At 68.0% G+C, this 12951-nt stretch carries 13 protein-coding genes; 3 read left to right on the forward strand and 10 right to left on the reverse strand.

Features of this window, described 5'->3' with window-relative positions:
• Positions 1–11: 11 nt before the first annotated feature.
• Positions 12–938 carry a LysR family transcriptional regulator gene (locus tag ACN0TP_RS07720; protein WP_417218270.1) on the forward strand — a complete coding sequence of 309 codons (927 nt, stop codon included), beginning with the start codon at positions 12–14 and terminating at the stop codon, positions 936–938.
• Positions 939–983: 45 nt separating this feature from the next.
• On the opposite strand, the gene ACN0TP_RS07725 is transcribed toward ACN0TP_RS07720, so the two are convergent.
• The 5 genes from ACN0TP_RS07725 to ACN0TP_RS07745 all read right to left on the reverse strand — a co-directional run bounded on the left by ACN0TP_RS07725 (position 984) and on the right by ACN0TP_RS07745 (position 5818).
• Positions 984–2171, reverse strand: coding sequence for an SH3 domain-containing protein (locus tag ACN0TP_RS07725; RefSeq protein ID WP_417218271.1), 1188 nt, complete (start codon positions 2169–2171; stop codon positions 984–986).
• Positions 2172–2323: 152 nt separating this feature from the next.
• Positions 2324–3148, reverse strand: coding sequence for an IclR family transcriptional regulator domain-containing protein (locus ACN0TP_RS07730; RefSeq protein ID WP_417218272.1), 825 nt, complete (start codon positions 3146–3148; stop codon positions 2324–2326).
• A 124-nt stretch (positions 3149–3272) separates the two neighbouring features.
• Complete coding sequence (locus tag ACN0TP_RS07735) at positions 3273–3929, reverse strand: 3-oxoacid CoA-transferase subunit B (protein ID WP_417218273.1); 657 nt, start codon at positions 3927–3929, stop codon at positions 3273–3275.
• Complete coding sequence (locus ACN0TP_RS07740; protein WP_417218274.1) at positions 3926–4600, reverse strand: 3-oxoacid CoA-transferase subunit A; 675 nt, start codon at positions 4598–4600, stop codon at positions 3926–3928. Before ACN0TP_RS07740 ends, ACN0TP_RS07735 begins: the two co-directional genes overlap by 4 nt.
• 12 nt (positions 4601–4612) lie before the next feature.
• Positions 4613–5818 carry a thiolase family protein gene (locus ACN0TP_RS07745; protein WP_417218275.1) on the reverse strand — a complete coding sequence of 402 codons (1206 nt, stop codon included), beginning with the start codon at positions 5816–5818 and terminating at the stop codon, positions 4613–4615.
• A gap of 137 nt (positions 5819–5955) precedes the next feature.
• Between ACN0TP_RS07745 and ACN0TP_RS07750 the strand changes: the two genes are divergently transcribed.
• Both ACN0TP_RS07750 and ACN0TP_RS07755 read left to right on the forward strand, forming a co-directional pair.
• Positions 5956–7056: an enoyl-CoA hydratase/isomerase family protein gene (locus ACN0TP_RS07750; protein ID WP_417218276.1), complete on the forward strand. Its 1101-nt coding sequence runs from the start codon at positions 5956–5958 to the stop codon at positions 7054–7056.
• Between the two features lie 2 nt (positions 7057–7058).
• Positions 7059–7802, forward strand: a complete 744-nt coding sequence (locus ACN0TP_RS07755; RefSeq protein WP_417218277.1) for an IclR family transcriptional regulator — start codon at positions 7059–7061, stop codon at positions 7800–7802.
• A 4-nt stretch (positions 7803–7806) separates the two neighbouring features.
• Here the strand turns inward: ACN0TP_RS07755 and ACN0TP_RS07760 are convergent, their stop codons facing one another.
• Genes ACN0TP_RS07760 through menE form a run of 5 tightly spaced genes read right to left on the reverse strand, consistent with a single transcriptional unit; the run spans position 7807 to position 12885 of the window.
• The gene (locus ACN0TP_RS07760; RefSeq protein ID WP_417218278.1) at positions 7807–8706 is read right to left on the reverse strand and encodes an ABC transporter ATP-binding protein; all 900 of its coding nucleotides are present in this window, start codon (positions 8704–8706) and stop codon (positions 7807–7809) included.
• Positions 8696–9469, reverse strand: coding sequence for an ABC transporter permease (locus ACN0TP_RS07765; protein WP_417218279.1), 774 nt, complete (start codon positions 9467–9469; stop codon positions 8696–8698). Before ACN0TP_RS07765 ends, ACN0TP_RS07760 begins: the two co-directional genes overlap by 11 nt.
• A complete protein-coding gene (locus ACN0TP_RS07770) occupies positions 9466–10302 on the reverse strand; it encodes an ABC transporter permease (protein ID WP_417218280.1) in 837 nt (278 codons plus the stop codon). The genes ACN0TP_RS07765 and ACN0TP_RS07770 overlap by 4 nt, the downstream gene beginning before the upstream one ends.
• Complete coding sequence (locus ACN0TP_RS07775; RefSeq protein WP_417218281.1) at positions 10299–11273, reverse strand: ABC transporter substrate-binding protein; 975 nt, start codon at positions 11271–11273, stop codon at positions 10299–10301. The genes ACN0TP_RS07770 and ACN0TP_RS07775 overlap by 4 nt, the downstream gene beginning before the upstream one ends.
• Positions 11274–11325: 52 nt before the next feature.
• Positions 11326–12885, reverse strand: a complete 1560-nt coding sequence (gene menE / locus ACN0TP_RS07780; RefSeq protein WP_417218282.1) for an o-succinylbenzoate--CoA ligase — start codon at positions 12883–12885, stop codon at positions 11326–11328.
• Between the last annotated feature and the right edge of the window lie 66 nt (positions 12886–12951).

The raw sequence follows: 12951 nt of genomic DNA on the forward strand, positions 1-12951 counted from the left end.
CAGGAGCGCTGATGGTCAACCCCGTGCACCTCCGCACGCTCCTGGAGGTCATCGCCCGCGGTTCCTTTGCCGCGGCCGCCGTCCCCCTGGGCTACACGGCCTCGGCCGTCTCCCAGCAGATGACGGCCCTGGAACGGGACACCGGCGTGGAACTGTTCCGCCGTTCCGCCCGGGCCATCGAACCAACAGCGGCGGCGGCCACCATGGCCCGGCACGCCCGCAAGGTCCTGACCGACATCGATGCACTCCTCGCCGCCAGCTCGACGACGGCCGGTGATGCCGACGTGGACGCCACCCAGGAACTCCGGTTGGGCATCTTCCCCTCCCTGGCCACCTTCGCCCTCCCTCGCCTGCTGGGAGCCAAGGACTGGGCGGGCCTGGGCATCAGGTTGCGCGTCAGCGTGGGCGAACCGCACCAGACCATCGCCAGCTTGCAGGCCGGCAACGAACTCGACCTGGCCCTGGTCTTCCAGGTCGGCCAAACGGGCTTGGGGTGGCCGGGCACGATGGACCGGCAATGGCTCGGGGATGACGACTTCCGGGTCGTGGTCCCGGCGTCCTGGAAGTTCGCCGACGGCGCACGGGTCGAAGCCGACCAGCTGGCGAACATGCCGTGGATCATGCACCACCCGGGAACCTCCGACGCGACCGTGATTTCCCGGCTGTTCGCCTCGCTGGATCTGCACCCCCGCATTGTCGCGCACTGCGACGATTTCAATGCCTCCCTGCATCTGGCCTCCACCGGCCTGGGCGCCGCACTCGTCCCCGCGTTGGCCATGCAGCAGCAACCCTCGGGGCTGGTGGTGCTGGACGTTCCGGAGATCAGGCTGGCCCGCAGCATCTTCGCACTCCAGATCGGGCATACCCGCAGCCCGAAGGTGGACGTTTTCATGGACCGGCTGGCCGCCGAACTCCGCCAGATCAGCATCGCCCCCTGACCGGCGGCGCGTTTGCGCTTCCGCCGTCGACACCTGTGGCGCTGGTCAGTCCACCAGGGTTTCCACGTGGACATGGTCATAGTGCATGGTCGTGGCATTCCAACCACGGGCGTTCAGGTGCCGCCCCCAACCGCCCTTCGAATACGGCCCCCACTGCCCGTCCTGCCGCAGCCAGATCCTGTCCCTCCAGATGAGGTAGTCAATGTCGAGGGAGGCGCGGTTCCTGACCAGGTAGGCGGCGAGCGCATTGCCATGGCGGATGCCCGACGCCGAGTTCCATCCCCGCATCATGAAGTCGGATCCCGTCCCCAGCCGGTGGCCGATCGAACCATTGCGCAACGTCCCGACCGACCCGAAGGTCGGCCCGTAGGCGGCCCTCACCTTCTTGATCATCTTCGCGGTTACCGGCTGCAGATGTGGCGGCGCCTGGGTTGCGAGGTTCGTCAGCAACGTGTTCTTGATCCACCCGACGCCCTTGGACGTCTTCACCCGCGTCCACCCGTTGCGCCCGGAGAGCCTGGGCATCATTTCACCGGCCGGCACCACCCCCAGGCTCCTCGTCGAGGTCGATCCGCCGGTGCGGACGTTGGAGGCGTAACGGGTCCAGCGGTAGCTGCTGGAGCGAAGGACGGTGGACCCGGTGTAGCGCGTGGCGGTCTTCGAGAGGTCACGCGTGGGGATCCAACCCCTGCTGCCGGGTGCCTGGACATAGGTCCAGGAGCCTGAGGTCCGCAAGGTGGTGGCCTTCATGCCCTTGGTGAAGGCCTGCAGCCGTTTCGAGGCGAACGTCGGTCGGGTGTACAGGGCCTGGGTCCCGGCAAACCAGCGCGTCGAGCTGCCCGTGGAGGGCCGGGGCGTGGCCGCTGCCGTCGTGCCTGTTGCACGCAGGTAGGTCGAGGACGCCCAGCCGGTCTTGCCGCCGTACCGCACCTGCCACCACGCCCCCGAGGTCTTCCCGGTCCGCACCACCACGGCGCCCTTCTTCATGACGCCCAGCGACGAATACCGCGTCCCGGCACCGCGACGCAGGTTCAGGTTCGCCGTCGTCTTCGCGTATCGGGTCACTGAGGCGGTGGGCACCACCAGCGGCACGACCGACGCGGCGATCGCCGCGGGCGGTGAGGCGGCCGGGTGTCCCGCAGCGGAGGCCGGTGGCGCGCCACCGGCGGCGACCAGGGCCAGGGCCACGGACGCCGCGGTTCCCTGGGCGAAGAGTTGGCTTCGGATCGACATGCGATGCTCCCCCGCTATGGTGACCGGACCGAACCGGCACCGCGGCTTGGCGGCATCCCGGGCAGCATGCGCCGGCTGGATACCGAGACTGTAACCCGAACGCGGCGGCCAAACCAGCCTTCGGAAGGCAGCCGGAGGGACGACGGCGGTCGTCAGCGTCGGGCGAGCAGGGCCTCTTCGATCCGGGTGGCCGCGTCCTGCAGGTGCGGCAGGACCTCCATGGCCTCCTCGGCGCGGTTTCCGCCGCCGGGAGCGGCGCCCGGCATGGTGCTCATCGAGACGTTCAGCGCAGCGGCGACGGTGCCGTCGGGCGACATCACGGGAACGGCGATGGAGCGCAACCCGACTTCCAGTTCCTGGTCCACCAGGCACCACCCCTGGTCCCGGACGGCTGCCAATTCGCGGCGCAGGGCCGAGGGATCGGTGAGGGTGGTCGGCGTCAGCGCCTCCAACGGGCGGGCTGCCAGTGCGGCGTCGAGGGCCGCATGATCAAGGTGGGCCAGCAGCACCCGGCCCATGGAGGTCGCATACGCGGGGAAACGGCTGCCCACCGCGATGCCGACCCGCATGATGCGCCGGGTGTGGACCCTGGCGATGTAGACGACATCGGCTCCGTCCAGCACGGAAGCGGACGCCGACTCGTTCAGCCGCGAGGAGAGCTCCTCCAGCACGGGTTCGATGAGCTCCGTCAGCGTGTGGCCGGAGAGGAAGGCGTAGCCGAGCTGCAGGACCTGGGCGGTCAGCTCGAAGTGCTTTCCGTCGGTGCGCACATAGCCCAGCTCGGCGAGGGTCAGCAGGAAACGGCGGGCCGTCGCCCGGGAGAGGCCGGTGCGTTTGGCGACGTCGGTCAGCGTCATGGAGTGGTGCTCGGCGTCGAAGGCGCGGATGACGTCCAGCCCGCGGGCCAGCGACTGCACGTACTGGCCGCCCGCTGCGGTGGTCGGGGTGCCCGGGGGCGTCTGCACGTCGTGCTCCATGGTGTCCTTCCGACAGGGTGCGCGGCACCGCGGGCATCGCGCGGCACCCCACCATCCTAAGGTGGCGGTGGTGCGGGCGGTTCCGGGGCCGGCCGGTGGGCGCGGCACGACCCCGGAGGCGGTGTCAGGCCCGCTGCAGGCCCACCGGCAACCGCTTGGCGAGTTCCTCGAACGAGATGCCGTGGGTGGAGCGGACCGTGACCGTGCCGTTCTCGAGGAGGAAGATCGCCGACTCGGTGTAGATCCGCGAGACGCAGCCGAGCCCGGTGACCGGGTAGCTCAGCGCCTCGACCAGCTTGGATTCCCCGGCCTTGGTGAACAGCCCCATCATGACCCAGGTGGACTTCGCGCCGATGGCCAGGTCCATGGCACCGCCGACGGCGGGGATGGCCCCGGGGGCACCGGTGTGCCAGTTGGCCAGGTCGCCTGCTGCGGAGACCTGGAAGGCACCCAGGACGCAGACATCCAGGTGTCCGCCGCGCATCATCGCGAAGGAATCGGCATGGTGGAAGTAGCTGGCCCCGGGGAGTTCGGTGACGGGGATCTTGCCGGCGTTGATCAGGTCGCCGTCGATGTCGTCCCCGGTGGCCACCGGGCCCATGCCCAGCATGCCGTTCTCCGTGTGGAGGGTGACACCCTGGTCGGCGGTGAGGTAGTTGGAGACGTTGGTCGGCTGGCCGATGCCCAGGTTCACGAAGGCGCCGGCGGGGATGTCGGCGGCGACCAGTTCTGCCATCTCATCGCGGGTCAGTGCCGCGTCGGTGGAGGTGTAGGTGCTCATTTGTTCTCTCCTGCGATCTGGACGACCGTGTCGACGTAGATGCCCGGGGTCACCACGACCTCCGGGTCGATCCCGCCGACCGGTACGATCTGCTCGACCTGGACAATGGTCTGTGCGGCGGCGGTGGCCATGACGGGGCCGAAGTTGCGGGCGGTCTTGCGGTAGACGAGGTTCCCGAATTCGTCGGCCGTCAACGCCTTGATGAGGGCGACATCGGCCTTGATCGGCGTCTCCAGCACGTAGCCGACGCCGTCGATCTCACGGGTCTCCTTGCCCTCGGCCAGCAGCGTGCCGTAACCGGTGGGTGTGAAGAACCCGCCGATCCCGGCACCGGCGGCGCGCAGCCGTTCGGCCAGGTTTCCCTGCGGGACCAGTTCGAGCTCGATCTCCCCGGCCCGGTAGGCCTCATCGAAGTGCCAGGAGTCGGACTGGCGCGGGAACGAGCAGATGACCTTGCTGACCTTGCGTTCCTTGATCAGCAGTGCCAATCCGGCGTCGGCCTGTCCTGCGTTGTTGTTCACCACCGTCAGGTCAGTGGCCCCGCATTCAAGCAGGGCGTCGATCAGTTCCATCGGCTGGCCGGCATTGCCGAACCCGCCGATGAGGACGGTGGCGCCGTCGTGGATGCCGGAGACGGCATCGGCGGCGTTGGTGGCGATACGTGGTGCCACGGTGGTACCCCTTTACTTGCTGGTGGTGTTTTCGAGGACGACGGCCAGGCCCTGGCCGACGCCGATGCAGATGGCGGCGACGCCCCAGCGCTGGCCGGAGGCCTGCAGCCGCCGGGCGAGCGTGCCGAGGATCCGCAGGCCCGAAGCGCCGAGGGGGTGGCCAATGGCCAGGGCGCCGCCCCAGGCGTTGACGATCTCCTCGTCGATGCCCCACGCATCCACGCAGGCCAGCGATTGCGCAGCGAAGGCCTCGTTGAGTTCGACGGCGGAGACATCCTCCCAGCCGATCCCCGCCTTGGCCAGGGCCCGGTTGGCGGCCTCGACCGGTGCGAACCCGAAGTACTGCGGTTCCAGGGCGGCGGCACCGCGTCCCGCGATGCGGGCCAGCGGCTCACGGCCCAGCAGGCCCGCTGCCTTCTCGCTGCCGAGCCAGGCGGCTGAGGCGCCGTCGTTCATCGGGGAGGCGTTGCCGGCGGTGACGGTGCCGTCCTCGGAACGGAAGACGGTGCGCAGGCCGGCCAGCGATTCGGGGGTGGAGGCGGGGCGGATGGTCTCGTCGCGGTCCAGGCGCACGCCCTTGCGGGTGTTCGGCTCGATGGGGACCACCAGGTCGTCATAGTGCCCGGCGTTCCAGGCGGCGTCGGCCAGCTGGTGGGAGCGGGCCGCGAAGGCGTCCTGGCGTTCGCGGCCGATGCCCTCGCGTTCGCGCAGCTGTTCGGTGGCCTCGCCCAGGGAGACGGTCCAGGCCCCGGGCATTTCGGGGTTGACCAGCCGCCAGCCCAGGGTGGTGTTGGCCAGTTCGAGGTTGTTCATCGGGAAGGGGCGTTCGGTCTTGGGCAGGACCCACGGGGCACGCGACATGGATTCGACGCCGCCGAGCAGCATCAGGTCGGCGTCGCCGACATTGATCTGGCGGGAGGCGATCATGGCGCCGTCCAGGGATGAGCCGCAGAGCCGGTTGACGGTGGTGCCCGGCAGGGAGACGGGGAGTCCGGCCAGCAGGGTGGCCATGCGTGCCACGTTGCGGTTTTCCTCGCCGGCGCCGTTGGCGTTGCCGAAGATGGCCTCGTCAATCTGCTCGACGTCCAGATCCGGGGACCGGCCCACCAGGGTCTTGACGATGTGGGCGGCCAGATCGTCGGGCCGGTGCGAGGACAGCGCCCCGCCGATCTTGCCGAACGGGGTGCGTACCGCGTCGTAAATGTAGGCCTGTTGCATGGGACTCCCGCCATCAAATGTTCACTGAATGAACTTAAGTTCGTATATTGAACTCTAGCGTGTTGTCTCGCGCGACACAATGGGGAACTCCGGCGGATCGGCTGGCTTGCCCGGGGGCGCGGGAGTAGCGTCATTGAATGGGACAGGACAGCATGATGAAGGGGCGGGCAACCATGACGGAGTCGACGGAACAGGAAACCGCCGAGCAGGACCATGTCCTGGCCGACGTCGTGGACGGCCTGGGCCTGCTGACCTTGAACCGTCCCCACCAGATCAACGCCCTCACCCGCCCCATGGTCACCGAGCTGACCCGGAGGCTCGGGGCCTGGCGCGAGGACCCGTCGGTGGGAATCGTGGTGTTGCGTGGTGCCGGGGACCGCGGATTCTGCGCCGGAGGCGACATCCTGGCCTTCCACACCGCCATCACCACCGGCAAGCAGCATGAGTTCCTCTCGTTCCTGGCCGAGGAATTCCAACTCGACGGATTGATCGCCACCTACCCCAAACCCGTCGTGGCGCTGATGGAAGGCCTGTGCATGGGCGGAGGGGTCGGCCTGGCCGGCCATGCATCGGTCCGCATCGTCACGCCCCGCTCGGCGATCGGCATGCCGGAAACGCACATCGGCTACTCCCCCGACGTCGGTGGCACCCACCTGCTGGGGCTGGCCCCGGGCCGGCTCGGCGAACATCTTGCCCTCACCGCCTCCACCATGGGTGCCGCCGATGCCATCCACGCCGGATTCGCCGACTTCTTCATCGCCGACGACGGGGTCGACGACGTGCTCGCCGCCCTGCCCGACCTGGTGGGCCTGCCGCCCGCCGACGTCGCGGTCGCCCTGGAGATCCTGCTCGGCACCCGGGCTCCCGCCGGCCAACTGGCCTCCGATGCTGCCTGGATCGACGAGGCCTACGCCGGCGAGGACGTGCCGGGGATCCTCCAACGGCTCGATGCCAGCGCGTTTCCCGCGGCCGCCCAGGCGGCTGCGGCCATCCGGGCCAATTCCCCGCTGGCCACCCAGACCGCCTTGCAAGCGGTGCGCGCCGCCCGGGAGGACGCCCACCTGCCCTCGGCGCTGGCCCGCGAACTGCGCGTCGCGGACTTCCTCATGCGGCACCCGGATCTGCCCGAGGGCATCCGGGCGCAGATCATCGACAAGGACCGCACCCCGCACTGGTCGCCGTCGGATCACCAAGAGGTCGATCCACAGCAGATCGCCGCGGCCATCGCCTCCGCCTAGCCATGGCCAACTCACCGTCCGGCGATTCCATGCTCGACCGGCTGGTCAGGATCCTGGACTCCTTCGACGCCGACCAGCCGACGCTCACCGTGACCGCCCTGGCCCGGCGCGCCGCCGTCCCGCGCGCCACCGCGTACCGATTGGTCGAGGAACTCGTATCCCATGGCCTGCTGGCCAGGAACGACGACGGGGAAATCAGGTTGGGACTGCGGCTATGGGAGCTCTCGAACAGGGCCTCGCTCACCCGGGACCTCCGCCTGCTTGCCCTGCCCTACATGGAGGACATCAACCAGCTCCTGCAGCAGAACACCCAGTTGTCCATCCTGCACGAGGATGAGGTGCTGATCGTCGAGCGCCTCTCCCGCCCCGGCGCCGCCGTCAACCAGGCCCACGTCGCCGGCCGCATGCCGGTGCTGCGCACCTCGATGGGAATGGCACTGCTGGCCTTTGCCCCGTCCCACCTCGGCGAGGGTTTCCTCCAACGCCACCAGCAGGAGGCCCTGGCCCAACATCCTGACCTGCGCCGGACCCTGGCCCATATCCGATTGACCGGATACGCCACGCTGGCGGGCTTCACCGACCCCGAAACGACCGGTGCCGCGGTGCCCATCCTGGATGAGCACCGTCACGCAGTGGCGGTGATCTCGGTGGTCGTTCCCACCGATTCGGACCTGCTGCCCGCCGCCGTCATGGCCCTGCGGACGGCGGCAGGCGGGATCGCCCGTTCCCTGGCGGGCGCTGCCTGAGCGTTCAGGCGACCCCATCGGGACGGTGTCCGCGCTTGGCGAGTTGGATCTGCTCGTAGACGTGGTGGCGCAATTCGGTGAACCGCGGCAACGACCGGGTCTCGAGCTGGTCGCGCTCATCGGGCAGGTCGATGACCAGGTCCTCCTGGACCACTGTGGGCGAGGAGGAGAGCACGATCACCCGGCCCCCGAGGTAGATGGACTCATCGATGTCATGGGTGACGAACAGGACAGTCATGCCCAGGTCCTTCCACAACCGCCGCACCAGGTCCTCCAGATCAGCACGGGTCTGCGCATCCACTGCGGCGAACGGCTCATCCATGAGCAGCACCTCGGGCTGGTACGCCACGGCACGGGCGATGGCCACACGTTGCTGCATGCCACCGGAGAGCTGCCAGGGGTAGGAGCGCGGAACCGCCGAAAGCCCCACGGCTTCCAGGGCCTCGGCCACACGAACCCTGCGTTCGGCCTTCGGGACCCCGGCGTTCTTCAACGGCAGTTCCACGTTCTCCGCCACCCGCAACCAGGGAAAAAGCGAGCGCCCGTATTCCTGGAACACCACGGCCATCTTCTTCGGCGGGCCGGTGACCTTCTGCCCGTCGAGGACGACCTCACCCTCGGTTGCCCCCAGCAGCCCGGCAATGACCTTCAACAGCGTCGTCTTGCCCGACCCCGAGGGGCCCACCAGGCAGGCCAGCTCGCCGCGGGCCAGGTCGAACGTCAGGTTCCGCACTGCCTCGATGTCCCCGCCATCGGTGTGGTAGACCTTCTTCACCCCCCGCACCGAGAGCAGGGCCTGCCCCTCCGCGAGGGTCCGGCCGGCCGGCGACGGCGCGGTGCCCGGGCCGGCGGGTTGGGCCAGGTGGTCGGGAAGGGTTTCGGGGGTACTGGCGTCAGACTGCATTTTCTACCTCTTTCAAGCCGTTGTACCAGCGCAGGACGCGCCGCTCGGCCCATTGGAAGATGAACGACATGACCACCCCGATGAGCCCGAGCACGATGATGCCCGACCACATTTCGGGAATGGCAAAGGAACGTTGGAACTGCACGATGGTGAATCCCAGCCCCGAGGAGGAGGCGAACATCTCCGAGATCACCATCAGGATCAACCCGATCGACAGGCACTGGCGGATCCCGGCCATCACCGTGGGCATGGCCGAGGGAACCACCTGGTACCTGATGCGGGCAAAACCGGAGATCCCGTAGGAACGGGACGTCTCGTTCTGCACCGGGTCGATCGAGCGGACCCCCTCGATCGTGTTCAGCAACACCGGCCAGATGGCGCCCGAAACGATCACGGCGACCTTCATCGAGTCGTTCACGCCGATCAGCAGCATCAGCACCGGGATCAGTACCGGCGGCGGCAGGGCCCTGAAGAACTCGAAGACCGGTTCGGTCAGCGCCCGCAGGGTCCGGTTCAAACCCACCAGCAGGCCCAGCACCACGCCCAACACGATCGCCAGCAGCACGCCGACGACCAGCCGGCCCACGCTGGGGATCACATCGGTGGAAATACGGCCCTCGAACCAGGTGGGCCCGAAGGTGTCCACCAGTTGCACCGGGGTCGGCACGAAGAAGTTCGGCTCCCCGGACGTGCCCACCCACCACAGGGCGACCAGCAGGACCGGCAGCGCTAGCAGGTATCCAACGGATTTCAGTGTTTTCATGCGATGACCTCCCCGCGGACCGAGGGGTGCCATCCCAGCACCCGGCGCTCAATGGAGCGCATGAACACGTTGATCACCATGCCCAGCAACCCGGTCGCCAGGATCAGCGCGTACATCCCCGAGACGGCGCCACCGGATTGGGCCAGCCCGATCTCCCGGCCCAAACCGGGCGAGCCGATGATCAGCTCGGCGGTGATGGCCAGGATCAACGCGACGGCGGCACCCAGCCGGATGCCGGTCATCAGATAGGGAAGCACCGTCGGGAAGACCACGTCCTTGATCCGCTGCCACGTGGAGAAGCTGTAGGAGCGCGCTGTCTGCATGGCCACGTTGTCCACATCGGCCACCCCGTAGAGGACCTGGATGAGGACTTGCCAGAAGCAGGCGTAGATGATGAGCAGCAGTGAGGATTCCAGCTTCACCCCGTACAACAGCACGGCCAACGGGATCAACGCGACCGAGGGGATCGGGCGCAGGAACTCGATGGTCGAGTTCGTGAAACGACGCAGGAACCGCGAGCTGCCGATCACCATGCCCAGCACCAACGCCAGGATGGTCGCCATCGCCAGCCCGACGGCCCAGGCCAACAACGTGTCCCCCACGGAGGCCCAGAAGGCCGCCAGGCCGAAGTCCCGAACCAGCGCCACGATGACTTCGGAAGCCGGCGGCAGGTACTTCCCCTGCACGATTCCCAGGATCGGCATCAGCTCCCAGGCTCCCAGGAAGACCAGGACCCCCACCAGGCCCAGCACCCAGCCCGGCGCCCCTTTGCGGCGCGGCCTCGCCGGCCGGGGAGGCCCGGGCGCAGTCGTCGGATCAATCACCACGCTCATGGCAGCAGCTCATCGAGATTCGGGGCCTTGGACAGCGTGCCGTACTTCACTGCGGAGTCACCGAGCTTCTGCGCGGCGTCGCGGTTCATCTCCACCCGGAATTTCGGCAGGATCAGCTCCTTGCGCGTCTCGGCGTCGATTTTGGTATAGGTCCCCACGATGTCCCGGACCTTGTCGGGGTTCTGCTCGGAGAACTCCAGGGACTTGTCCATGGCCCGCTGGAATTTCGCTGCCAGCTCCGGGTTCTTGTCGATCGCCGACTGGGAGGTGAAGTAGGCGGAGATGTCGAGCTGGGGATCGAAATCGGTGAAGTTGTTGCTGATCACCCGCGCCCCGTCGTCCACCGCCTGGGTCAGGAACGGATCCAGGATCCAGGCGGCATCAACCACTCCGTTGTCCAGGGCTGCCGGGGCATCGGGGAAGCCGACTTCGACGAAATTGATGGAATCCGGGTCCCCTCCGTCCTTCTCTACGACGGATTTGATGGTGGTGTCGCCGATGTTGGAGAGGTTGTTCACGGAGACCTTCTGGCCGGCCAGGTCCTTGGGTGATTTGATCTTTGAGTCCTTGGAGACGACGACGGCGCTGAAGTCGTGGTCGGTGCCGGTGGTGCTGTTGCCGTTGGCCACGACCTTCATGTCCAATCCCTTGTCGTTCGCCACCATGAGCGAGACGAGGTTGGAGAAGGCGAAGTCGTAGCTGCCCGATTGGACTCCGGGAATGATGGCCGCCCCGCCGCTGGCCGTCTGGATGTCCAGGTCGAGCCCCTCATCGGCGAAGAACCCCTCCTGGTCGCCGAGCCAGATCGGGGCGGTGTCGACGATGGGGATGACCCCCACCGTGACCTTGGTCAGTGAACCGTCGGCGGAGCCATCGGCGCCGCCGGAGTCCCCGCTCGGCGAGCCCGATCCACACGCAGCCAAGGCCAGGATCGCTCCGGCCGCCAAAGCGGCCCTCATGGGTTTCTTCATTTTCCGTTCCTTCCCTCAAAGGTGCTTGCTGTGCCGGCACGCCACCGGGTGCTCAGGTGCGGCTGGGATCCTGTCCCCCCTCGGGGGCAGCGGGTGCGGTGATGCGGGTCCGCAGTGCCGCCTTGCGGATCTTTCCGCTCGCGGTCCGGGGTAGTTCCCCCACGATTTCGACGGTGCGCGGGATCTTGTACCGGGCCAGCCGGCCATCGAGATGCGCTTGCAGGCCGGCTGCGTCCAGTTCGGCATGGTCGAAGAGCTCGACGACGGCCCGCGGCACCTCCCCCCACTTCTCGTCCGGGACGCCGATCACGGCAACGGAGGCCACTTGTGGCAGTTCCATGATCACCGTTTCCACCTCCGCCGGGTAGATGTTCTCCCCGCCCGAGATGATCATGTCCTTGAGCCGGTCGGAGACGTAGAGGAACCCGTCCTCATCGACGTGTCCGATGTCCCCGGAGCGCAGCCATCCGCCGTCGACGATGGCCTGCTCGCTGGCTTGGGGCAATTGCCAGTACCTGGAGATGACGTTGGGTCCGCTGATCTGTATTTCCCCGTCGCCCCCCGGCGGGGCGATGCCGCCGCCCGGCTCCACGATGCGGATGTCGGTGAAGAAGTGGGGAAGCCCGGAGGAACCGGCCTTCTCGTGTGAGTGCTCGGCCAGCAATGCGGTGGCGCCCGGTGCGGTCTCCGTCATGCCGTATCCGTTGGAGAAGGACAGGCCCCGGGCCTCGTAGGCCTCGGACACCCGGGCCGGAACGGCCGACCCGCCGCAGGTGAGCTTGACCAGCGAGGAGATGTCAGTGGTCGCAAACGTGGGATGCTCGGCCAGCAACTGGTAGGTCGTGGGCACCCCGGACAGGCTGGTGATCCGGTGGCGTTCGATGGCCGCCAGCACCTCGCCGGGATCGAACCGGTCCTGGAGGACCAGGGTTCCGCCCTTGAGCAGGGTGGGCAAGGCACCCATGCCCAGTGATGCGACGTGGAACATCGGTGCGATCATCAAGGCGACCTCGGAGGCCGGGACGTCATAGTCGACGATGACGTTGAAACTGTTCCAGGTCATGTTCCCGTGGCTGAGCACCGCACCCTTGGGGCGGCCCGTGGTGCCGGAGGTGTAGAGGATGATGGCCGGATCGTCCAGGGAGACCGGCACATCGGTGGCCGTCGGCTCGGCACCGGAGATGGCCTCCTCGTAGGATGCGGCGCCGGCGGCGGTCGCCCCCACGGACCAGCGGTCCTGGACGGCGGTCCCCTCGACGGCCCGTTGCGCGAGCTCCGCGAGCTCGGAGGCATGGATGAGCAGCCGGCTTCCCGAGTCGGTGAGCTGGTAGGCCAGCTCCCCCGCGGCCAGGCGGGTGTTCAGGGGGACGAACACGGCTCCGATCAGTCCTGCCGCGAACAGGGTTTCAAGATAGGCCGGGTGGTTGTTCCCGAGGTACGCGATCCGGTCGCCGGAGGCGATCCCCCGGGCCTGCAATGCTCCGGCGAGCCGATCCACCCGGTCTGCCATGTCCGCATAGCCCAGTTCCCGCCCCGCGTGGATGACTGCGGGCTTGTTTCCCGACTTCACCCTGCGCTTGCGGATCCACGGACCCAGCCCGGCATTGCGCATGTCCTTACTCCTTCGGTGTCCGGCGGGCCTGTGCGGCCCGGCCCATGCAACGTGCGTGATGCACGC

The sequence above is a fragment of the Arthrobacter sp. genome, from assembly GCF_048266065.1.
Classification (GTDB): domain Bacteria; phylum Actinomycetota; class Actinomycetes; order Actinomycetales; family Micrococcaceae; genus Arthrobacter_H.